18 protein-coding genes, 1 tRNA gene and 1 pseudogene are annotated in these 20,395 nt (G+C 58.3%); 7 read left to right on the plus strand and 13 right to left on the minus strand.

What is annotated here, in order from left to right; all coding sequences use genetic code 11:
* Positions 1 to 55 precede the first annotated feature (55 nt).
* Positions 56 to 961, minus strand: a complete 906-nt coding sequence (locus ACP7E3_RS24625) for a LysR family transcriptional regulator (RefSeq protein ID WP_079443481.1) — start codon at positions 959 to 961, stop codon at positions 56 to 58.
* A gap of 88 nt (positions 962 to 1,049) precedes the next feature.
* On the opposite strand from ACP7E3_RS24625, the gene ACP7E3_RS24630 reads away from it, so the two are divergent.
* Both ACP7E3_RS24630 and ACP7E3_RS24635 read left to right on the plus strand, forming a co-directional pair.
* Entirely contained in the window at positions 1,050 to 2,066 is a 1,017-nt protein-coding gene (locus ACP7E3_RS24630; protein WP_046383997.1) for a zinc-dependent alcohol dehydrogenase family protein, read from the plus strand.
* A 38-nt stretch (positions 2,067 to 2,104) separates the two neighbouring features.
* A complete protein-coding gene (locus tag ACP7E3_RS24635) occupies positions 2,105 to 2,395 on the plus strand; it encodes a DUF1330 domain-containing protein (RefSeq protein ID WP_046383998.1) in 291 nt (96 codons plus the stop codon).
* Between the two features lie 378 nt (positions 2,396 to 2,773).
* On the opposite strand, the pseudogene ACP7E3_RS24640 reads toward ACP7E3_RS24635, so the two are convergent.
* Positions 2,774 to 3,781: pseudogene (locus ACP7E3_RS24640) on the minus strand (tyrosine-type recombinase/integrase); the annotation flags it as partial.
* 32 nt (positions 3,782 to 3,813) lie between these two features.
* Between ACP7E3_RS24640 and ACP7E3_RS24645 the strand changes: the two are divergent.
* Together ACP7E3_RS24645 and ACP7E3_RS24650 are read left to right on the plus strand one after the other, a co-directional pair.
* Entirely contained in the window at positions 3,814 to 4,824 is a 1,011-nt protein-coding gene (locus tag ACP7E3_RS24645; RefSeq protein WP_046383999.1) for a zinc-dependent alcohol dehydrogenase family protein, read from the plus strand.
* Between the two features lie 572 nt (positions 4,825 to 5,396).
* Positions 5,397 to 7,289: a methyl-accepting chemotaxis protein gene (locus ACP7E3_RS24650; RefSeq protein ID WP_420902740.1), complete on the plus strand. Its 1,893-nt coding sequence runs from the start codon at positions 5,397 to 5,399 to the stop codon at positions 7,287 to 7,289.
* 41 nt (positions 7,290 to 7,330) lie between these two features.
* On the opposite strand, the gene ACP7E3_RS24655 is transcribed toward ACP7E3_RS24650, so the two are convergent.
* The 6 genes from ACP7E3_RS24655 to ACP7E3_RS24680 form a co-directional block, all read right to left on the minus strand.
* Positions 7,331 to 7,927, minus strand: a complete 597-nt coding sequence (locus ACP7E3_RS24655) for a tyrosine-type recombinase/integrase (RefSeq protein ID WP_422047624.1) — start codon at positions 7,925 to 7,927, stop codon at positions 7,331 to 7,333.
* A gap of 235 nt (positions 7,928 to 8,162) precedes the next feature.
* Positions 8,163 to 8,238, minus strand: a tRNA-Gly gene (locus ACP7E3_RS24660).
* 63 nt (positions 8,239 to 8,301) lie between these two features.
* Positions 8,302 to 8,862 carry a CDP-diacylglycerol--glycerol-3-phosphate 3-phosphatidyltransferase gene (gene pgsA, locus ACP7E3_RS24665; RefSeq protein ID WP_017847081.1) on the minus strand — a complete coding sequence of 187 codons (561 nt, stop codon included), beginning with the start codon at positions 8,860 to 8,862 and terminating at the stop codon, positions 8,302 to 8,304.
* A 32-nt stretch (positions 8,863 to 8,894) separates the two neighbouring features.
* Entirely contained in the window at positions 8,895 to 10,718 is a 1,824-nt protein-coding gene (gene uvrC, locus ACP7E3_RS24670) for an excinuclease ABC subunit UvrC (protein WP_017847080.1), read from the minus strand.
* A gap of 1 nt (position 10,719) precedes the next feature.
* On the minus strand, positions 10,720 to 11,361 hold the full coding sequence (gacA, locus tag ACP7E3_RS24675) for a response regulator transcription factor GacA (protein ID WP_026140040.1): 642 nt from the start codon (positions 11,359 to 11,361) through the stop codon (positions 10,720 to 10,722).
* A 165-nt stretch (positions 11,362 to 11,526) separates the two neighbouring features.
* The gene (locus tag ACP7E3_RS24680) at positions 11,527 to 11,883 is read right to left on the minus strand and encodes a helix-turn-helix domain-containing protein (RefSeq protein WP_017847078.1); all 357 of its coding nucleotides are present in this window, start codon (positions 11,881 to 11,883) and stop codon (positions 11,527 to 11,529) included.
* An 83-nt stretch (positions 11,884 to 11,966) separates the two neighbouring features.
* Here ACP7E3_RS24680 and ACP7E3_RS24685 point away from each other — a divergent pair, with 83 nt between their 5' ends.
* Complete coding sequence (locus tag ACP7E3_RS24685; protein ID WP_046384003.1) at positions 11,967 to 12,206, plus strand: DNA-binding protein; 240 nt, start codon at positions 11,967 to 11,969, stop codon at positions 12,204 to 12,206.
* A 55-nt stretch (positions 12,207 to 12,261) separates the two neighbouring features.
* Here the strand turns inward: ACP7E3_RS24685 and ACP7E3_RS24690 are convergent, their stop codons facing one another.
* Positions 12,262 to 12,708, minus strand: coding sequence for a GNAT family N-acetyltransferase (locus ACP7E3_RS24690; RefSeq protein WP_046384004.1), 447 nt, complete (start codon positions 12,706 to 12,708; stop codon positions 12,262 to 12,264).
* A 1-nt stretch (position 12,709) separates the two neighbouring features.
* Positions 12,710 to 13,477, minus strand: a complete 768-nt coding sequence (locus tag ACP7E3_RS24695) for a carbon-nitrogen hydrolase family protein (protein ID WP_426124705.1) — start codon at positions 13,475 to 13,477, stop codon at positions 12,710 to 12,712.
* Positions 13,478 to 13,623: 146 nt separating this feature from the next.
* Here ACP7E3_RS24695 and ACP7E3_RS24700 point away from each other — a divergent pair, with 146 nt between their 5' ends.
* Both ACP7E3_RS24700 and ACP7E3_RS24705 read left to right on the plus strand, forming a co-directional pair.
* Positions 13,624 to 13,758 (plus strand): hypothetical protein, encoded by a 135-nt coding sequence (locus ACP7E3_RS24700; RefSeq protein ID WP_256350929.1) that lies wholly within the window; start codon positions 13,624 to 13,626, stop codon positions 13,756 to 13,758.
* Positions 13,759 to 14,096: 338 nt separating this feature from the next.
* A complete protein-coding gene (locus tag ACP7E3_RS24705) occupies positions 14,097 to 15,173 on the plus strand; it encodes a 3-deoxy-7-phosphoheptulonate synthase (RefSeq protein WP_046384006.1) in 1,077 nt (358 codons plus the stop codon).
* Positions 15,174 to 15,343: 170 nt separating this feature from the next.
* Here ACP7E3_RS24705 and ACP7E3_RS24710 read toward each other — a convergent pair whose 3' ends face one another.
* The 3 genes from ACP7E3_RS24710 to ACP7E3_RS24720 form a co-directional block, all read right to left on the minus strand.
* The gene (locus ACP7E3_RS24710) at positions 15,344 to 15,766 is read right to left on the minus strand and encodes a hypothetical protein (RefSeq protein WP_057003774.1); all 423 of its coding nucleotides are present in this window, start codon (positions 15,764 to 15,766) and stop codon (positions 15,344 to 15,346) included.
* Positions 15,767 to 15,900: 134 nt separating this feature from the next.
* Positions 15,901 to 19,518, minus strand: coding sequence for a transporter substrate-binding domain-containing protein (locus tag ACP7E3_RS24715; RefSeq protein ID WP_426124708.1), 3,618 nt, complete (start codon positions 19,516 to 19,518; stop codon positions 15,901 to 15,903).
* Between the two features lies 1 nt (position 19,519).
* Positions 19,520 to 20,146 (minus strand): response regulator transcription factor, encoded by a 627-nt coding sequence (locus tag ACP7E3_RS24720; RefSeq protein WP_017847071.1) that lies wholly within the window; start codon positions 20,144 to 20,146, stop codon positions 19,520 to 19,522.
* Positions 20,147 to 20,395: the final 249 nt, after the last annotated feature.

Genomic DNA, 20,395 nt, shown 5'->3' on the forward strand with positions numbered 1-20,395 from the left:
GCGAGCTTGGGGAGTGTCTAGAAAACCCGGAGCGATTCAAACTGCAATGCCCTTATCAAGGTCTGCTGACTAAAACATAGTCGATGAATGCACGAAGTTTGGGCAGCACATTTCGCCGACTGGGATAATAAAGCGCCAATCCGGGAAAGGTCACCGAGAAGCTTTCGAGTAAGACTTCAAGTGTTCCAGCGTGGATATGGCGCGCAACGAGAGATCGCGGAAGCATGAACAATCCGACCCCTCGCTCCGCGGCGTGAATACAAGCGGCCACGTCATCCAGTATCAACGGACCACGGACGCGCACTACGTGTCTTTCGCCCGAGACGCTGAATGTCCAGCTGTCCAGCACAATACCCGCCTGCCGATAGGTGATGCACGGCAGGCCCAAGATATCATCAGGTAGCAGAGGCCGCGCATAGCGCGCGATCAGGGACGGTGAGCCGACAACAATGCTGGGTTCCTCAGCGGTCAGAGGTACCGCAACCATATCAGCGTGTACATATGAACGCGGTCGTACTCCGGCATCGCAACCTTCATCAATGATGTCCACCAGGTGATCATCACCGACAAATTCAAGCTGTATTCCCGGGTTCGCGCTAAGGAACCCAGGCACGAAGCGTTCTGTCAGCATAGGAACACTTGGCCTGGGAACACTGATTCGAAGCAGCCCGGTTACAGACTCACCGAAGTTACGCGCGGACTCAATTCCCAGAAGTACCTGCTGAGCAGCAGGCCGCACTTGAAGCAGCAGTCTTGCTCCAGCCTCAGTCAGTCCGACGCTTCTGGTAGTTCGTGCCAGCAGTGGCACTCCCACTCGCTGTTCGAATGTGCGTATCGCCTGACTAACAGCTGATGGCGTAATGCCAAGGCGGCGCGCAGCCGCCCGGAAGCCGCGCGCCTCGGCGACCGCCAAGAACACGAGAACCCCATCTAACTCACCGCGTCCGATTGTGTAGTTCATCTAAACAGTATGAGTAGGTGGCAGTGGATTATCAACCACGGCATTCAAGGGGAAAATAATGTATCAACCCCCTAGAAAGGACTGCTTCATGAATGCTGAAACCAAACAAAACCGCGCCTATCACCTCGAAAAATTTGGCGGGCTCGATGGCCTTGTCAACGGTGCCATAGCGATTCCGACTCCGGCCTCAGGCGAAGTCGTCGTCCGCGTACGCGCCTCCTCGTTGAATTTCCGAGACATCCTCATTCTGCAAGGACACTACACAGCGCCCGTACCATCGGGCACCATCCCTCTTTCCGATGGTGCAGGTGAGGTGATCGCCGTTGGCGAGGGAGTGACTCGCTTCGTCACTGGGGATCGAGTCGTGAACTCATTCTTCCCTGAATGGATTGACGGGCCGTTCACCGGAAAGTATTCCCAGTATTCATATGATGTCGACGGCTGGCTGGCAGATTACCGCGTCACATCAGAAAACGCTCTGGCCCACATTCCTGGCAGTCTGAGCTTTGAAGAGGCCGCTACCCTACCTTGTGCTGCGGTCACTGCGTGGTCTGCGGTCAAAGGAGTAAGCGCAGGCGACACGGTACTGACACAGGGAACGGGAGGCGTCTCGTTGTTCGCCATCCAGTTTGCAAAAGCGCTGGGCGCGCGCGTCATTGCCACGACATCCAGCGATGAGAAGTCCGAACAGCTCAAGCTGTTGGGCGTAGCCGACATCATCAACTACAAAACCCATCCCGCATGGTCGCAGCAGGTCCGGGCGCTTACCAACGGCAATGGCGTCAATCGCATCGTTGAGGTGGGTGGCTCAGGCACTTTCCAGGAGTCGGTCAAAGCCATTGCGGTGGGTGGCCAGGTTTCGATGGTTGGGGTACTCGCGGGCTTGGAAGGCAGCGTCGACTTCATGTCCATGTTCATGAGCCAGGCGCGATACCAGCCTATCGCCCTGGGCAATCGACAAGATCTGGAAGATTTGATCGCAGGCATCGCCGCACATGGAATCAGCCCTGTAATCGACAGTCGTTTTGAGTTTGGGGACGCCAAGCGGGCGTATGAAAAACTCATGACACGTGACGTCTTTGGCAAGGTCGTTATCAGCCACTGATGTGATGACCCAGTCAACGATAGCTAACGGGACAGATCATGACTGCTTATGTAATCTTCATCCGAGAGAAAACGCTCGATCAGCATGAGCTTGATATCTATGCACAAAAAGCCACCATTGCTCTTGCCGGCCTGCAGTCCACGATGCTTTCAGCCTATCAACGGATTGAGGCGTTTGAAGGGGAATTACCAGAAGGCGTTGTACTTTTCTCCTTCCCGACATTCGACGAAGCCAAGGCCTGGTATCACGGCGATGCGTATCAGTCCATCGTTGGACACAGGCTCAAGGGTGCAGTCTATCGAGGGTTTGTCGTAGACGGAGTAAGTTAGAACGCCTACCGAGGATATCCAGAACCCTGTGTCGGCCGTCGAAGGACACTTACCTAGGCTTACTAATCAGGAAATGAAGCGCGCAGGGGAACCTGCGAGCTTTTTCGCTAGGTCACGTGGCAGTCCCGGTCACCTGATCGCCCATCACCACACGTCGGGACACTCGGCAAAATGGTGATGGGTTATGCGTCAGACAGACTCAGACGACGACGCAATTGGGGAGCAGTAAGGTGCGCTCGCCAACACGGCCCACCCTGCTGAAAAGGCAGGACCGAGGCCAAATTGCCCGTCTCGACCGGATCGCAACCCGCGTCGCTGACCAGTCCAACAGCGATCGGCATGCCGATCCGAGTACCCGACGTCTCCAGCACATTCGCATCGACACAGTAGCGCCATTCAGAGTGTTCTCACTGATGCGCTTGCTCAGGTCGCTTCGATGCGCAAATAAGTAGCGCTGCGCGGGGACAACCTGGTCCAACAAATGGCGCACTATCTCCAGCGCCTGCACCGACAGTGGCACGATATAAGGCGGTACGTTTTGGATCTGCTTACCTGGCTTGCACATCGCTAGCTGGAGTTGTTTCACCACTTCCGCCGGTATGATCCACAAGCGCTTCTCCAAATCGAACTGGTCGGGTGTCGCCAGCCGCAACTCGCCCGTGCGGACACCGGTCAGCAGCAACAACCGAAGGCCAAGCCGAGTTTGGTTGGCGCCACCGTAGTTTCGAAGAGCAGCCATCAAGGCCGGGAACTCCTCCATACGGAGAAATGGATTGTGAGTAACAGGAGGTTTGCGAAGTGCAACCACATCCAGGCCTGAAGCCGGATTGTGTTCTAGCCCCTCGATTTTTACCAACGCATAGCGGAACAATTGATTAAACCAGGTCCGACACTTTTCAGCTGTCGATAAGGCCTTGCGCTGTTCGATCCTGCTCAGTAAATCCAGCAGATCGCGACGATTGATGTCGTAGATAGACCATCCACCCAGTATGGGCAGGACGTTTTTATTGAAGATTCTCAAGATTTGCGAGAGCGTGCTCTGGCGCCCTTCCTTCAGGCTCAGCCTGCGGAACTCCACCCATTGATTGAACACGGCCTCGAAGGCCTGCTCTGCCGCAAAACGAACAGCACGACGCTGCTGTTTACGGTGCTCATAGGGATTGATGCCGTGGGCGACCAAGGCGCGCGCCTCATCACGTCGCGCACGGGCTTCTTTGAGGCTGATTTGCGGATAACTACCGAGAGACATACGCTTCTGCACGCCCGCCCAGCAGTATTGAAACGCCAGATTTTCCCGCCGCGGGCCGTCACGTTGAGCGCAAGCCCATCCGTGTCGCCTATCGTGTAGTCATTGCCGGTGATTCGGGCTTGCCGAACGGTCGTAATTTCGCGTAATTAGAAAACACAAGGAATCCCCTATGAGCAGTAAAACTATCTTCGTCCAACCCGGTGGCGGTTATGAAAAGGTTGTGGTTGGCAGTAGCGAAGTACGGGCCGCAGCGCGCGGCGAAATCACAGTGCGCCTTCACGCCAACTCGCTCAACTACCACGACTTCGCGGTGGTCAGCGGTATGTGGGGGCCTAGTGAAAAACGCATCCCCATGGCCGACGGCGCAGGTGAAGTCATTGCTGTCGGCGAAGATGTCACTGAATTCAAGGTGGGTGACTCGGTCGTTAGTACATTCTTCCCTGAGTGGATCAATGGTGCGCCACTGGTTGAGGGTTTTGTTAGCGTGCCAGGTGATGGCATTGACGGCTACGCTCGTGAGCAAGTGACGGCCAAAGCCACATCGTTCACTCTCGCGCCTATCGGATACAGCCATGCTGAAGCGTCCACGCTCACCACTGCCGGCCTTACTGCGTGGCGCGCCCTGATGGCCGATGACTCACTCAAGCCGGGCGACACCGTGCTCGTCCAAGGCACTGGCGGCGTTTCAATTTTCGCTCTGCAGTTCGCTAAATTGGCCGGCGCTACCGTCATTGCTACCTCTTCAAGCGACGAAAAACTTGAACGTCTGAAAGGACTAGGCGCTGATCATGTGATCAATTACCGCAAAGACCTTAACTGGGGTGAAACTGCACGCGCTCTAACGGGTGGCCGTGGTGTTGATCACATCATAGAAGTCGGCGGCCCCGCGACTCTCGAGCAATCGATGGTTGCAACTCGGGTTGCTGGTCACATCTCCATCATCGGGATACTGAGTGGCGTAAGCGGTGCAATGAATTTTGTACCCGCACTGATCAAGCAAGTACGTCTGCAGGGTGTATTGGTGGGCAGCCGCAGCCAGCAGCAAGACATGATCCGAGCCATCAATGCTAATGGTATGCGTCCGATTATTGATCGTCATTTCCCTTTGAACGAGATTGTCGAAGCGTTCAAGTATCAGGAAACCAACAAGCATTTCGGCAAAATTTGTCTGGATATCTAAGCGCGCATAACTGTGCATGAGAAGACCTTAAGGTTCGCCATGTGATTAGCTCTTCACGGCTTGCAAGGTTCGTCATTCAGACCTCAATGTTGGAAAAACCCACCCACAATAGTTGCCTCTCACTGTTCATGACGGCGTATGCGACCTCTGCAACCGTCCTGTCTTGAAAGCAATGCGCTAACCGGACTTTCTCCTGAGTGCGGCAGATGTCAAAACCACCTAGAGAGGCTTCAGGGTGGAGCGTAGTGATTGATCGGTAGGATTGCATGCCGACTTGCATAGGCCGGCCACCACCCTTTTACGAAATCGAGCACCTTGTATAACTTTTTGCAAGGTGTCTAGAGAATCCTGGGCGATTCATTTTTCTAGCTGTCGCCATTCTGACACGTATCGTCGAAATCATTAAAAGCTCATGATGGCACCGCGCCATCACTGTGCTATATTCATCCAATCATCCATATCAATATTGATTATACCTACCCCCCCTTCTCAGATGACCGCGCCAGTTTTCATCGGTCACGGCTGATTACCAAAGGAACGCTATGAACTCTTGGCTCGCGAATATCAGCGTCATGCTCAAGCTGGCCTTGGGCTTTGCTGTTGTACTCCTTCTAACCGCCATCCTTGCCGCGACCAGCTGGTTCAGCTTGGGAAAAATGATTGACCGTAGTAATCGAATGGCCGGCATCACCGAACTCGGCAACCGTCTTGATCATCTACGGAGGGCCCGTTTTCAGTATCAGGTGGACAAGGGTGACGAGCAACAAGGTGCATTGATCCAGGATGCGCTGGAACTGTTTGTCGCCAAGCAAAAAAGCCTCGCAAAAGAACTGCAGCTACCTGAAAACTTGCAAAGTCTTGCGCTGATCAACCAAGCCACCACTCAGTATCAAATGGCAATTAATACGATGCGCGAGGCCTATCGCAATAGTGCGGCCACCCGTAAGGAAATGGCCACCAATGCGGTCAAAGGCGCCGCGCTGATTGCCAAGCTCATCAATGACGTAGAAGCAATGCCAGTCTCTGATCAGCGCCGTTATGAGTTATACAAAGTCATCCTCAAGGCCAAAGAGGATGTCGCGCTGGTGCGTTATGAAGTTCGTGGCTACACCGGCAATCCCAACAGCACTACGGAACAAGCCGCCGCCCGCCAGCTTGATAGTGCGCTCAAGGGCATTGAAACCCTCAACAACACCTTTGGTGCCGCCTATGCCGATCCTATCAGGCAACTGGAAACCGCTCTGATGGCTTACCGCCGCTCAGTGCAGGACTTTACAGCCAGTAATGGGGCTATCGACCACTCCGTGCAGGACACTGTCAATTTCGGAGAGGCCATCACCCGTCTGACTGATGAAATGTATGCCAGACAGCTGGCCGCCCTTGAAACAGATAGTGCTCAGGCCCGCACGCTGCAGTTGAGTTGCACTGCTTTGGCAATGATATTGGGGCTTCTTGCAGCTCTGATAATCACCCGCCAGATTACCCGCCCATTGCAGGAGACTCTGGCTGTGGTCGATTGCATTGCAGCGGGCGATCTCACGCAAAACATGGTCGTGACCCGTAGAGACGAACTGGGTGTGCTGCAACAAGGTATTCAGCGCATGGGTCGTACCTTGCGCGATCTGATCGGTGGTATCCGCGATGGAGTCACCCAGATCGCCAGTGCAGCGGAAGAGCTTTCAGCTGTCACTGAGCAGACCAGCGCTGGGGTCAATAGCCAGAAAACCGAGACCGACCAAGTGGCTACTGCGATGCACGAAATGTCGGCCACTGTGCATGAAGTTGCGCGGAATGCGGAACAAGCTTCCGTTGCCGCATCAGAGGCCGATGCTCAGGCGCGCGCTGGTGACAAAGTAGTCGCGGAAGCCATCGCCCAGATTGAGCGTTTGTCCAGCGAAGTCGGGCGTTCAGCGGAAGCTATGAATAAGCTTGAACAAGAAAGTGGGCGCATCGTCAAGATCATGGACGTGATCAAGGCGGTGGCTGAGCAAACTAATTTATTGGCCCTTAACGCGGCCATTGAGGCTGCTCGCGCAGGTGAGGCAGGGCGCGGTTTTGCAGTGGTCGCTGACGAAGTACGAGGACTGGCTCAGCGTACTCAGCAGTCCACTGAGGAAATAGAAAGCTTGGTGGCAGGCTTGCAAGGTGGAACACGTCAGGTGTCCAGTATTATGCAGAGCAGCCGCGAACTAACCGATAGCACTGTGGCGTTGGCAGGTAAAGCAGGCGCATCTTTAGCTAGCATCACTCAGACGGTTTCTGGGATTCAAGCCATGAACCAACAGATTGCTGCCGCCGCAGTACAACAAAGTTCGGTGGCGGAGGAAATAAGCCGCAGCATTTTGAGTGTACGCGACGTGTCTGAACAGACCGCCTCAGCTAGTGAGGAGACAGCGGCCTCCAGTATCGAACTCGCGCGCTTGGGGGTACAGTTACAGCAACTTGTCAGTCACTTCAAAGTTTGACCGATGTGAATCGCCACGGACTCTCTAGACACTTTGCAAGCTCATTGGACTGCCCCCAGCAACGTAGACATCTCCAGCCTATGCTCGATTTTTACCAACGCATAGCGGAACAATTGATTAAACCAGGCCTGACACTTTTCAGCTGTCGTTAAGGCCTTGCGCTGTTCGATCCTGCTCCGTAAATCCAGCAGATCGTGACGGTTGATATCGTAGATAGACCGCCCGCCCAGTGTGGGCAGCACGTCTTTGTTGAAGATTCTCAAGATTTGCGAGAGCGTGCTCTGGCGCCCTTCCTTCAGGCTTAGCCTGCGGAACTCCACCCATTGATTGAACACGGCCTCGAAGGCCTGCTCTGCCGCAAAACGAACAGCACGACGCTGCTGCTTACGGTGCTCATAGGGATTGATGCCTTGGGCGACCAAGGCGCGCCTCATCACGTCGCGCACGGGCTTCTTTGAGGCTGATTTGCGGATAACTACCGAGAGACATACGCTTCTGTACGCCCGCCCAGCAGTATTGAAACGCCAGATTTTCCCGCCGCGGGCCGTCACGTTGAGCGCAAGCCCATCCGTGTCGCCTAGCGTGTAGTCATTGCCGGTGATTCGGGCTTGCCGAACGGTCGTATCCGAGAGTGCCATAGCGAGCTCCTGAACAGAGTCAGGAGCGGATGCTCGTCTCGCTATCCAAGCTGCTCCAGCAAAAAACCGATTCAGTGCATATCCAAATCCAAGATCCTCATTCGGGACTTAAATCGGGACTTAAAAGCACTGGACGGTGCTGGATGTCAGCGGTTCCCGCCGGAACGAAAAAAGGACCCGAAGGTCCTTGTTTCGATCGCTGACAGAATTCAGTGGAACTCTGTAGCGCTATGTTTGGAGCGGGAAACGAGACTCGAACTCGCGACCCCGACCTTGGCAAGGTCGTGCTCTACCAACTGAGCTATTCCCGCGTCTTGGTGAGGCGCATTCTATAGAATCCTCAGCACCCGTCAACCCCTTGATTCAAAAAAGTTTTATTTTTTTTCAACAGTGGTGCGCAGATGAGGCCAGGCAGCGCGTAAATACTGGAGCATGGACCACAGCGTCAGGCCGGCAGCGATGAGCAGCAAGGCGTAGCCCAGCAAGACCCAGAAGGAAAAGTCCGACGGGTTGGCCAGCAGGATCACCAACGCGAGCATTTGCGCGGCGGTTTTCCATTTGCCCATGTTCGACACGGCGACGTGGGCGCGGGCGCCGATTTCGGCCATCCATTCGCGCAGGGCCGAAACGACGATCTCGCGGCCGATGATCACCGCAGCCGGCAAGGTCAGCCACAGGTTGCCGTGTTCCTGCACCAGCAGCACCAGGGCCACGGCCACCATCAATTTGTCGGCCACCGGGTCGAGGAACGCGCCGAACGGCGTGCTCTGTTCCAGGCGTCGGGCCAGGTAGCCGTCGAGCCAATCGGTCGCGGCCGCAACGGCGAACACCGAACTGGAGGCCATGTAGCTCCATTCGTAAGGCAAATAGAACAACAAAATGAAAATCGGAATAAGCAGGACGCGTAGAACGGTGATCAGATTAGGGATATTCATCGGCACAACTGGCTGCGAGGTGAGAAGGCATTCTACTCGCTGTGCAGATTTGCATAAATCAACTCAGCGAGCTTTTTACTGATACCGGGTGCTTTGGCTATTTCGTCAATGCTGGCACGGGAGAGCTCTTGCAAGCCACCAAAATGTTTAAGCAGGTCGCGTCGGCGTGTCGGGCCTACTCCGGCCACGCCTTCCAGGGTTGAGGTTCGCCGGGTTTTGCCGCGACGGGCGCGATGGCCGGTAATGGCGAAACGGTGGGCTTCGTCGCGGATCTGTTGGATCAGGTGCAGCGCAGGCGAGTCGCCCTTCAACGTGAACTCATGGGCGGCATCATTCAAGTACAACGTCTCGAAGCCGGCCTTGCGCGTGGCGCCCTTGGCCACGCCGAGCAGGATCAGGTCGGGCACCGCCAGTTCGTTGAGCACGTCGCGAGCCATGGACAACTGGCCCTTGCCGCCGTCCACCAGCAGGATATCGGGGAGCTTGCCCTCCCCCTCCTTCAATTTGCTGAAGCGGCGCGTCAAGGCCTGGTGCATGGCGGCGTAGTCGTCGCCGGCGGTGACGCCTTCGATGTTGTAGCGCCGGTAATCGGACTTGATCGGCCCCTCCGGCCCGAACACCACGCAGGACGCCACCGTGGCTTCGCCGCTGGAGTGACTGATGTCGTAACACTCCAGGCGCTGGGGCGGTTCGTCCAGGTTGAGGACTTCGGCCAGGGCCTCAAAGCGCGCGGCCACGTGCTGTCGATTCGCCAGGCGTGCGCTCAGGGCCTGCTCGGCGTTGGTCACGGCCAGTTGCTGCCAGCGCGCCCGCGTGCCGCGCACGCGGTGGCTGATGTCCAGTTCACGGCCACGCAACGCGTGGATGGCCTCGATCAACGTCGGGAAGTCTTCATGCACCACGTTGACGATCAGTTCCGACGGCAAGTCGCGCTCGGGGCTGCTGACGTAATACTGGCCCAGGAACGCGGCCATGACTTCAGCGACCTCCTCGTCGATCCCGGTCTGCGGGAAGAAGTTCTTGCTGCCCAACACCCGACCGCCACGCACACTGATCAGGTGGACACAGGCACCACCCGGGTTGACGAACGCGGCGATCACATCGACGTCGCCGGTTCCACCCTCCATGCTTTGCTGGTCCTGCACACGCCGCAGCAGCGAGATCTGGTCGCGCAACTCGGCGGCTCGCTCGAAATCCAGGGTGCTCGCGGCTTGTTCCATGGCGCCGGAGAGTTCGTCGGTGAGGGCGTTGCTGCGCCCTTCGAGGAACATCACCGAATGGCGCACATCCTCGGCGTACTCCGCCGGTTCAACCAGGCCGACACAGGGTGCCTTGCAACGCTTGATCTGATATTGCAGGCACGGCCGGGTGCGGTTCTTGTAGAAGCTGTCTTCGCACTGCCGCACGAAAAAGGTCTTTTGCAGCAGGCTCAGGCTTTCGCGGATCGCACCGGCGCTGGGGTAAGGTCCGAAGTATTTGCCCTTCTGCTTCTTCGCGCCCCGATGAATACTCAGGCGTGGGAAGTCGCCGTCAGATAAAAACACGTAGGGGTAGGATTTATCGTCACGCAGCAGGATGTTGTAAGGCGGCCGCCATTCCTTGATCAGCGTCTGCTCAAGCAGCAGCGCCTCGGTTTCGTTGGCGGTGATGGTGGTTTCGACCTGGGCGATACGCGCCACCAGGGCCGCGGTTTTCGGCGCGAGGCCGGTCTTGCGGAAGTAGCTCGCCAGGCGGTTTTTCAGGTTCTTGGCTTTGCCCACATACAGCAGGCGCGCCTCGCTGTCGAACATGCGGTACACGCCGGGGCGGCCGCTGCAGGTCGAGAGAAAGGCACTCGGATCAAACGGTGTGGTCATGTCAGGCGCTGGCGTCCACCATGCCGTGGCGCACCGCGAGCAGGGTCAATTCAACATCACTGCTGATGGCGAGCTTCTCGAAAATGCGATAGCGGTAGGTGTTGACGGTCTTGGGGGACAGGCACAGCTTGTCGGAGATGGCCTGCACCTTCTGGCAGCCGACAATCATCAAGGCGATCTGGATTTCACGCTCCGACAGCACGTCAAACGGCGAATCGCTGGTGGGCTGGAAGGACTTGATCGCCAACTGCTGCGCGATCTGCGGGCTGATGTAGCGCTGGCCGGCAAATACCAGGCGAATGGCTTGTACCATCTCCGCCAGGCCTGCGCCCTTGGTCAGGTATCCCGCCGCCCCCGCCTGCAGCAGACGTGTAGGAAACGGGTCTTCTTCGCACACGGTGACCACCACGACTTTGATGTCCGGATGGCTGCGCAACAATTTGGTAGTGGCGCCAAGGCCGCCGATCCCAGGCATCTTGACGTCCATCAACACCACATCGGGTTTCAACTCCCGGGCCTTGATCAGGGACTCTTCACCCGATTCAGCCTGGCCGACTACTTGCAGGCCATCGATGTCAGCCAGCATTCGTGTAATGCCTGTACGAACGAGATCATGGTCATCGACTACTAGCACCCTAATCAAGCAGACACCTCGCGATATGGTCTTATAGGTTGCTGAACACCTTAGCAAAAAACCAAGGCGCAGACCTAGTTGCAAGTGTCATATATATAGCTCTTGACGCCGGGAAGCGCGCCCGTCGAACGACGCGCAACGCTATTTCCTGGGGGAAAGGTCAGGAATCCCGGGCTACAGCTTGGATTTACCATTCATTATCAACATTGACGAATGTTCAGCCAAGGTTGAGGTCAATCGGTGGATCGCATCCTGGTCCTCTTTGAACATCGCCCGATAGTTGCCCAGCACCTTTTCTTCGATCTGACTCAAGTTATCCATTTGCGCCGGCGTGGGAGCGCCTGTTAATACGTACAGAAGATCCACGCCTCTTTCGGCCACACGCGATAAATAATCGGCCTTCGGCGCCCGCCCGCCGTTTTCGTATTTGCCTTGTGCGTTCGCTTCAACGCCTCCAATTTCACCAAACACTTTTTGCGACAACCCAAGCCGCTCTCTTTCCTGCCTTAGACGCAAACCGATTCCACTCATTTGGATGTATGATCCTAAATTGGCACACCCCAAGAGGTGATACGCTGATCCCTTGGTTACACAAACTTGAACGGTTTTGAACTATGCCCGGAATTCGTACTGCTGCACAAGCCAAGGCTTGGCTTGAACACCAAGGTAAGTCGGTTCAAGCGTTCGCCCGGGAACACGGTGTCGACCCGGCAACCACGTATCAGGTGCTCGCTGGGCGCAAGAAAGGACGGCGGGGAGAGGCCCATAAGGTAGCGGTCCTTCTGGGCATGAAAGAAGGCATCATCCTTGCCGAGAATGAGCCTCTGAGGCAGGAACAAGAAATATTGCCCTAGGTTCAGTATGCGCTTATTAAGCCGTTGTGCCTGTTTTGCGCAAATGAGTCACTTATTAGTCTGCGGACATGGGCCGACAATCGCGTTCCATGCACCAGAAGCACGCTTCCTCACCCGCAACTTGCAAGCCCTTGCGCTGATAAAGCCTTTTTGCCGGATTGGTTTTAAACACGGTCAACCGTAAAAGACCGCGACCTTGACCGCACGCTTTGAGTGCCATTTGCTCCAGTACCCAGCTGCCTGCTCCACGGCCACGGAACGGTTCGAGAATATGCAACTCGCGAATGTACAGCGCCTGGCTGTCGCGACTCAGGCTGATGAAGCCCACCACAGTATCGTCGCTGCAGATCAGCCAATTCTCGCGCCCCGCCCAGGCCACGTCGAAACCATCGTTGGACCACAGCAAACGGTATTGCGCGTAGTAGCCGCGCATGGCTTCGTAGGTCAGCGTCCGGGCAAATGAGCGGTCCTGGTCAGTCGCCGCGCGCAGGTGAAACGTCATGTCATCGCGCCCCTTCAGCCCACAGTGCTACCGCTTGACCGGTCCAGCGCCCGCCATCGCGACGGGCAATGAGCAGCGCGTCGCCCACCCCCGGCGCGACGGCAAGCACCTGCCCATCGGCGCCCCAGATAGCACTGCGCCCCGCGCACGCCCAGCCGCCCGAGGGGCCACCGTGATTGGCCATCAATACCACCAGGCCATGCTCGGCGGCGTAGCTCTGGAGCAACGCACTGTCCGTTGCGTAGCCGCCTTCACTGATCAGCACGCCGGCGGCGTATACAGTGGCGCCCGCTTGCGCAGCCTGACGTGCATGGCTGGCGTGGGAAAAGTCGGCGCAGACCGCCAGCGCGATCCGATCATCCCGCCACTCAAGCACGTCACCGCCCTGCCCCGCGACAAACGCCACCTCTTCGCCGGGATGCAGATGCTGCTTGGTGTAAACCGCAAGCGAACCGTCTGCTCCCAGCACCAACGCGGCGATCGACACGCCCGCCCCTGGCGCCAAGCGGATCGGCATGCCCACCACCGCCGTCAAGCGCAGCTCCCGCGCCATCTCGCGCAGCGGCGTCAACAGCGCGTCCTCGGGGGCGATTGCCAGCTCAGCCGCCAAGGACGGTTCATACCCGCTCAACGACAGCTCCGGAAACACCAGCACTTGCACACCCTGCTCAGCCGCGGCGCGCATGAACGCCAGGTGCCGCAGGATATTGGCCGGTACGTCGCCGGCGATGGAAACGGATTGAGCAGCGGCAAGGGTCAAGGCAGTCATGGTTGCGTCCCGGCAAGCATTATTGAGTGGCCACCAGCATATCGACACTCACCCCATAGTCGTAAGTACCTCCACGCAATAGAAATTACCGATTGAATCCACCCGTGCGCCTCTAGTAAGCTGCCACCATCATTTGGAGAGCCACCATGTTGCAACTCACCCACACCCAGGTTTGCCCTGCTGCCAGCGCCTCGCGCTCGGTATCGGCTACCCGTGTGAACGGTTTGAGCGCACTGGTCAGCTTTTATTTTGGGTATTGGTTTAGCCACTGGCGCGCCTGATACCTGAAATCGGCGCCCACTGCTCAAGGGGTCGCCTACCAGAGAAATCTAACCCCCGGTCGGCTCCCCGATCGGGGGTTTTGTTTTTTCAGCCCTGAACACTTTGTTTGATCAAGACCATTTAAAGGAATCACGACATGAACTACGCCACCTATTACCGCTACGACACCAGCACTGCATGGCGATTTAGCAAGCTCCGCTCGGGACAGCCTGCCGCCTCCGATCGGTCACCTATCGGTGGCAAGCCAACACACGTAGCCACTACGGCCAATTGTCGAACACCCCAGTAGGGCAGAGCGTGCGGGAATCGCCCGCCGCTTGCCCAGGAAGCCTTGAAGATGAACTCCTCCGTCGCCGCTCTGCCCGTTTCTACCCTGACCAGCGCCAATGAAGCGCTGACCCTGCGCTTGCCCAGTTCCCTTGAACTCAAGCACCAGTTACCTCTCAGCCCATTCCTCAATGAGCAAATCCACGCCCATCGCCAAGCCGTGCGCGCCATTCTCAATGGCGAAGATTCACGTTTGCTGGTGATCGTCGGTCCGTGTTCGATCCACGACCCGGAATCGGCCATGGAATACGCACGCAACCTGAAGAAACTGGCGTTGGACGTCAGCGACCAGATGCTGCTGGTAATCCGCGCCTACGTCGAAAAACCGCGCACCACCATTGGCTGGAAAGGCCTGGCCTACGACCCGCACCTGGATGGCAGCGATGACATGGCCGCCGGCCTCAGCCTGTCCCGCGAACTGATGCGTGAGATGCTGCGCCTGGGCCTGCCGGTCGCCACCGAGTTGCTGCAACCGATGGCCGCCGGCTACTTCGACGACCTGCTCAGTTGGGTCGCCATCGGCGCACGCACCACCGAGTCGCAGATCCACCGCGAAATGGCCAGCGGCCTGGGCATGCCCGTCGGCTTCAAGAACGGCACCGACGGCGGCGTCGCCATTGCCTGCGATGCGATGCGCTCGGCGTCCCACCCGCACCGGCACTTCGGCGTCGACAGCCAGGGCCACCCGGCGATCATCCAGACCCCGGGCAACCCCGACACCCACCTGGTGTTGCGCGGCGGTCACCGTGGGCCGAACTACGATGCGCAGAGCGTGGCCCAGGTGAAACAGGACCTGGCCAAGTCCAAGGTGACCGCTCGGATCATGGTCGATTGCAGCCATGCCAACAGTGGCAAAGACCCGCTGCGTCAGCCGGCAGTGTTCAATGAAGTGCTGGAGCAACGCCTGCAGGGCGACACTTCGCTGATCGGCATGATGCTCGAAAGCCACGTGTTCGAAGGCTGCCAACCATTGGGCCCGGCGATGAAATACGGCGTGTCGGTGACCGACGGTTGCCTGGGTTGGGACAGCACCGAGCAGCTGTTGCGCAGCGCAGCTCAACGCTTGCGCGAACACGCCATCGGCTGAGCAATGGACACCGGCTTGCCTGCAAAGCGCGGGCAAGCCGGACGGCCGCCAACCTGGAGAGCAACCTCAAGCCCCTGCAACTGACCTTGAGCGCTGCCGACATGCTGCAGGTTGCGGGCCGTGACGGGGCCAGCGCCCAACAGCCCCAATGGCATCGCGCCGACGCGGAACTAAACCCCGGCCACCGGCGTGCGCGATAATTCCCGCAGCCAGGGCAATACCCGCAAGCCCGCGGCGGCCTCGGGTGGGTCGATGATGTCCATGAAGTGCTCAAGATTGATGTTATCCGGTACGCCGGGCAAGCGGACCAGTACCTGCGGTGTCGAGCCGACGGGTACGCCCAGGTCCAAGTGATCGTAGACCAGCACGTGGCGTACCTGGGCCTGCGGCCCACCGGCGTGGGTCGCCAAGCCTGCATTGACGATCAGCACATCAAAGGGTTCGGCCGGGATCGCCGTGAGGATCTGGACCTCTTCAAAGGTTTGCACCGGCACAATCCGGTGATACCCCAATCGGTTGAGCATTTTTTCGATATACAACCGTTGCAGGTGCTGTTCATCGGCAATCAGGATGGTCAGTGCTTTGTTCGGCATGGCAAACCCCTGGCAGGCTGTGCTCGTTGAATGAGAGCAGCCCATTTTCCAGACATATCCCGCAGACAAAATCAGGCATGTTCCCCCTTCATGTAGGAGTTGTCCCAAATCCACCGAATAACCACCCAACCGCGTCAAGGTTGATTGCAATAAACGCTCAAGCTGTGATGCAAATCATCGATCGCCTGCTCGACGTCCTCAACCGCTGCCCCCAACGCCTGGAGGTCCTGCCGTTCGCACACGGCCTCCAAGGTTTCGCAACAAGCGATCAGCGCGTGCGCCTTGACCATCCGCGCGCCGCCTTTGGCGCGGTGTGCCAGGTCATGCAACTGGGCAAAGTCGGCCTGACGTCGCAATGACGGCAATAGCCGTTGATCGGCTTCCAGACTGTCGAGCAGCGGCATCAACAATTCGTTGAGCGCGGCATGATCGTCCCCCGTCAGCATGATCAGCGCTCCCAGATCGAACGCCGGTTCGGCTTGCGGCTCGCATAGGCTCGCCATGCGCGGCGCCAGGGCCGATCGCAAGTCTTCGAGCCCGGTGGGCTTGAACAGGCACCCGTCCATGCCCGCCTGGCGACAGCGCTCGGCTTCTTCGGGTTGGGCATTGGCGGTAAACCCCAGCAGCAGGCACGGCACCAGGCCTCGCTCGTGCTCTTGAGTACGAATATCCCGCGCCAATGTGTAACCGTCCTTCAGAGGCATATTGCAATCGGTGATCACGCCATCAAAGTGCCCGGCCTGCCACAGCGCAAGCCCCTGCACACCGTCCTCGGCCGTGGTAATGCGATGCCCCAGGAAGCTCAACTGCCGGGCCAGCAGCAAACGGTTGGCCGGGTAGTCATCCACCACCAGGATACTCAACGCGCGTGTCGGTGGGCTGTGCGGAGCAGGCGCCGAAGCCGGCACCGGCAGCGCGGCCGCCAGGCTCAGCGCCACACTCACGTCCACCCGGGTGCCCTGCCCCAACACGCTGCTCAGGTGCAACTGACCGCCCATCATTTCGCACAGACTGCGACTGATCACCAACCCCAGGCCGGAACCGCTGCGCGCCGATTGTTCAGCGTTGCTGCCCTGGCTGAACGGGTTGAACAGCCGCTGCTGGTCCTGAGCACTGATGCCCATACCGGTGTCTTGCACCCACAACCTGAGCCATAGTTGATCCTCGGCGACATCGCCCTGGGCGCCCAATTGCACCTGGCCTTTGCTGGTGAACTTGATGGCATTGCTGAGCAGGTTCGAAACCACCTGCTTGAAGCGCAGCGGGTCGATCAGCACCGGGCGATCGAGCGCCGGATCGAGCGTCACGCGCAGCGCCAGCCCTTTGGCCCACGCGAGGCCTTCGAAAACCCGCACCACCGAGGCCAGCAGCTCACGCAGGTTGGCGGGCTCCTGGGCCAGGGACAGGTGGCCGGATTCGATCCGGGCGATGTCCAGGATGTCGCCGATCAATTCCAGCATGCCGCGCGAGGCCACCGACGCCACTTCCAGCGCATCGCGATCCGCCCGACCTTGCTCGGCGCTTTTGAGCGCCAGCTCGATCATGCCGATCACCGCGTTCATCGGCGTCCGGATCTCGTGGCTCATGGTGGCCAGGAACGTCGTCTTGGCGCGGTTGGCGGCGTCGGCATCGTCCTTGGCTTCCTGCAACTGGCCTAGCAAGCGGTGGCGCTCACTCACATCCACCCAGCCGGCAATCATGCCCACGACCTTCTCGTCGCCGTCGCGGTACGGCAGCATCCAATGGTAAATCGTGAGGACTTCGCCGCCCGGCACCCTGAGGATCCGGTCATGAATCTGCGGCTCGCCCCGCGCCATCAACTTCAGGTAGTCGTCATGGTACGACTGGGCTTGCGGCGGGTTACCGGTGTCGGTTTCCACCACGGTCTTGCCGATCACGTCTTCGAGCTTGAAACCGAACACGTCGAGGTAGGCATTGTTGCAGGCCATCAACCGCCCCTGGCGATCGCGCACGTAAATCGGGTGAGGCGTGCCGTCGATCAACACGCTCATAAAGCGCATCTGATCGCTCAACGCCCGCTCGGCCTGGGCGCGCTTGCGAATCAGGCTGCGCAGGTAAAAGGCCCAGCACAGGGTGATCAACAACAGCACCGCGGCGAGACTGAAACCCTGGATGATTGCGTTGCGATGGCGCAGCCAGTAGCTGTCTTCAATGATGATCTCGCTGCGCCAGTGATTGGTCAGTTCATCCAGCTCCTCAGGTGTGATGCTCAACAATGCCTTGTCGAGGATCGAATACAACTCCAGTTGGCTGCGGTTGACGCCAAACGTGATCCGCGCCGGCTCCGTGCCGACGGTGCTGGTCATACGCAAGCGGTCGCGGTAATGACGCGCGATCATGTAGCGCGCACTGATGAGCGAAATAACAGTCGCATCGGCCCCGCCATTGGCCACCAACTCCATGGCGGCTTCGGGGTTTGCGCTGTCGATAAACTCAATACCGGGGTAATCCCGCGCGATTTGCTCACCCAGGCTGTTGCTGCGAATGAACGCCAGGCGCTTTCCGGGCAAGTCCTCCAGGGTAACCAGCCGCTCGTCTTCGGCGCGCACCACCAGCACATACGGGTTGGACAGGTAAGGCCGGGTGAAGCGCAACTTCTCGGTCCGCTCGACGCTGGGGGTAATCACCGCCAGCATGTCTGCCTGGCCAGCATTGACCTCATCGATTTGTCGAGGCAACGAACTGCCCTTCACCACATCGAACTTCAGGCCCGTGCGCAAGCTGATCCGCGCCAGCACTTCCGCGCTCAGCCCTTCGAATTGCCCTTGCTCATTGAAAAACGACAATGGCACGAACTTGTCGAGCACCGCCACTTTCACCCGCGGGTGTTTCTCCAGCCAGCGCTGCTCGCTGTCACTCAGGCGCAGCCGTTCGGCTTCCATGAAACCGCTGCCACCAGCACTCCAGCGGCGCAGAATATCCATCTGCTGGTTGACCGGCACGATGGCCAACGCGGCGTTGATGATATTGCGCAGGCGAATATTGTCCTTGGTGAACGCAAACCCGAAAGGGTTGACCTCCAGGCCGGAAAAATCCGCCACGCGCACGTTATTGAGGTGGTTCTTGTTGATCAGGTACCGGGTGCTGATGGCATCGCCCAGGTACGCATCGGCCCGGCCGAACGCCACCGCACCGATGGCTTCGAAGGTCGAGGCAAACAGTTGCAACTGCGCGTGGGGGTAGAACCGCTGCACGGCATCGGGCTGCATGTAGTGATACAGCATGGCCACGCGTTTGCCGGCCAAGTCCGCGCTCAGGGCCTGGGTGTCTCCGATGCGGGTGACCAGGGTGGGTTGATCGTTGGCGTAAGAGCGTGACAGCTCCAACTCAGGGTCTGCGGCTTCATAGCCGTTGGCCGAGCCAACGAAATCCACCGCGCCCTGCTTGAGCGCTTCAATCACTTCATCGCGGGTGTCGTAGCGTCGCACCTCGATGATGATATTCAACGCCTGCGCCACCAGCGCCGCATAATCGGCGGTAATGCCCTCAAGCTCGTCGTTGTTGTTGCTCAGGTCGAATGGCGCGTAATCCGGCGCCGACACCCCCATCACCAACGTGCGCCGCTCACGTAGCCAGCGCCAGTCGGTTTCATCCAGTATCAGGCGGGGGTTTTCGAGCTGAGAGTGCCCCAACAGGCGCAGCGCGTGTGGCTGATCGACGGCCACTGCGAGCATGGGCAACAGGCCCATCAACAAGATAGCGGCGAGCCGCCTGAACGCAGTGGCAGTCATTTCAGATCAAGTGATTGCGCTGGGCGAACTTGGATAAATGCACGACGGAGGACATGCGCAACTTCTCCTTCAGGCGGGTTTTGTACGTGCTGATGGTCTTGTGGCTCAGCAGCATGTCCTCGGCGATTTCCTTGTTGCCCAGGCCCAGGGCCAGCTTCTGCAGCACCGTCAACTCGCGGTCCGAAAGAGCTTCCACCAACTCGTGCTCGGAGGTCTGCAAATCATCGCGGCGCACCGAACTGGTGGGCAGGCTGGGAAAGCAGCTGTAGTTGCACATCACAGCCTTGATTGCTTTTTGCAGCTCGTCCAACTCGCCGGTCTTGGCGACAAACCCCATGGCACCGGCCCGCATGCACCGGGTCGAAAAAAACACCGCCAAGTAGGACGTGAGCACCAGGATCTTGCACGGCAGGCCCAAGGCCTTGATCCGACTGATGACCTCCAGGCCACCCAACTTGGGCATCGCCAGGTCGAGAATCACCAGGTCCGGGCGCCCTTCTCTGGCCTTCTGCACGGCATCCGCGCCATTACCCGCTTCATCAATTTCAGTAAAACCTTCCTGTTTCAACAGAAATTTGACAGTGGCACGAATAAACGGGTGGTCATCCACTACTAACGCTTTGCTCATAAAACACCCCTGAGAGGACAAAGTACGCTGACACATCACACGGGACCCAGCCACCTGTGAGAATTGACAGTCCCGACGAACGGTACAGTCCCTCAGAGCGCCAACAGACGGGTGCCTGGTCCCTTCCCTTGAAAATCACCACGAACATATGAAGCCGTATCATTGCTGCCGGCCAGCCGCAGCGATCAACCTTAGCAATGGGGTGATGTTTCTTACGAAGGGATAATCCTGACTGCGTGTAGGACTTTT

Source organism: Pseudomonas sp. PSPC2-3 (genome assembly GCF_049898265.1).
Classification (GTDB): Bacteria; Pseudomonadota; Gammaproteobacteria; order Pseudomonadales; family Pseudomonadaceae; genus Aquipseudomonas; species Aquipseudomonas veronii.

Coding starts and splice junctions, on each gene's coding strand:
- ACP7E3_RS24625 (WP_079443481.1), bottom strand. CDS start 961: ATGAACTACACAATCGGACGCGGTGAGTTAGATGGGGTTCTCGTGTTC.
- ACP7E3_RS24630 (WP_046383997.1), top strand. CDS start 1,050: ATGAATGCTGAAACCAAACAAAACCGCGCCTATCACCTCGAAAAATTT.
- ACP7E3_RS24635 (WP_046383998.1), top strand. CDS start 2,105: ATGACTGCTTATGTAATCTTCATCCGAGAGAAAACGCTCGATCAGCAT.
- ACP7E3_RS24645 (WP_046383999.1), top strand. CDS start 3,814: ATGAGCAGTAAAACTATCTTCGTCCAACCCGGTGGCGGTTATGAAAAG.
- ACP7E3_RS24650 (WP_420902740.1), top strand. CDS start 5,397: ATGCTCAAGCTGGCCTTGGGCTTTGCTGTTGTACTCCTTCTAACCGCC.
- ACP7E3_RS24655 (WP_422047624.1), bottom strand. CDS start 7,927: ATGGCACTCTCGGATACGACCGTTCGGCAAGCCCGAATCACCGGCAAT.
- pgsA (WP_017847081.1), bottom strand. CDS start 8,862: ATGAATATCCCTAATCTGATCACCGTTCTACGCGTCCTGCTTATTCCG.
- uvrC (WP_017847080.1), bottom strand. CDS start 10,718: ATGACCACACCGTTTGATCCGAGTGCCTTTCTCTCGACCTGCAGCGGC.
- ACP7E3_RS24680 (WP_017847078.1), bottom strand. CDS start 11,883: ATGAGTGGAATCGGTTTGCGTCTAAGGCAGGAAAGAGAGCGGCTTGGG.
- ACP7E3_RS24685 (WP_046384003.1), top strand. CDS start 11,967: ATGCCCGGAATTCGTACTGCTGCACAAGCCAAGGCTTGGCTTGAACAC.
- ACP7E3_RS24690 (WP_046384004.1), bottom strand. CDS start 12,708: ATGACGTTTCACCTGCGCGCGGCGACTGACCAGGACCGCTCATTTGCC.
- ACP7E3_RS24695 (WP_426124705.1), bottom strand. CDS start 13,477: ATGACTGCCTTGACCCTTGCCGCTGCTCAATCCGTTTCCATCGCCGGC.
- ACP7E3_RS24700 (WP_256350929.1), top strand. CDS start 13,624: ATGTTGCAACTCACCCACACCCAGGTTTGCCCTGCTGCCAGCGCCTCG.
- ACP7E3_RS24705 (WP_046384006.1), top strand. CDS start 14,097: ATGAACTCCTCCGTCGCCGCTCTGCCCGTTTCTACCCTGACCAGCGCC.
- ACP7E3_RS24710 (WP_057003774.1), bottom strand. CDS start 15,766: ATGCCGAACAAAGCACTGACCATCCTGATTGCCGATGAACAGCACCTG.
- ACP7E3_RS24715 (WP_426124708.1), bottom strand. CDS start 19,518: ATGACTGCCACTGCGTTCAGGCGGCTCGCCGCTATCTTGTTGATGGGC.
- ACP7E3_RS24720 (WP_017847071.1), bottom strand. CDS start 20,146: ATGAGCAAAGCGTTAGTAGTGGATGACCACCCGTTTATTCGTGCCACT.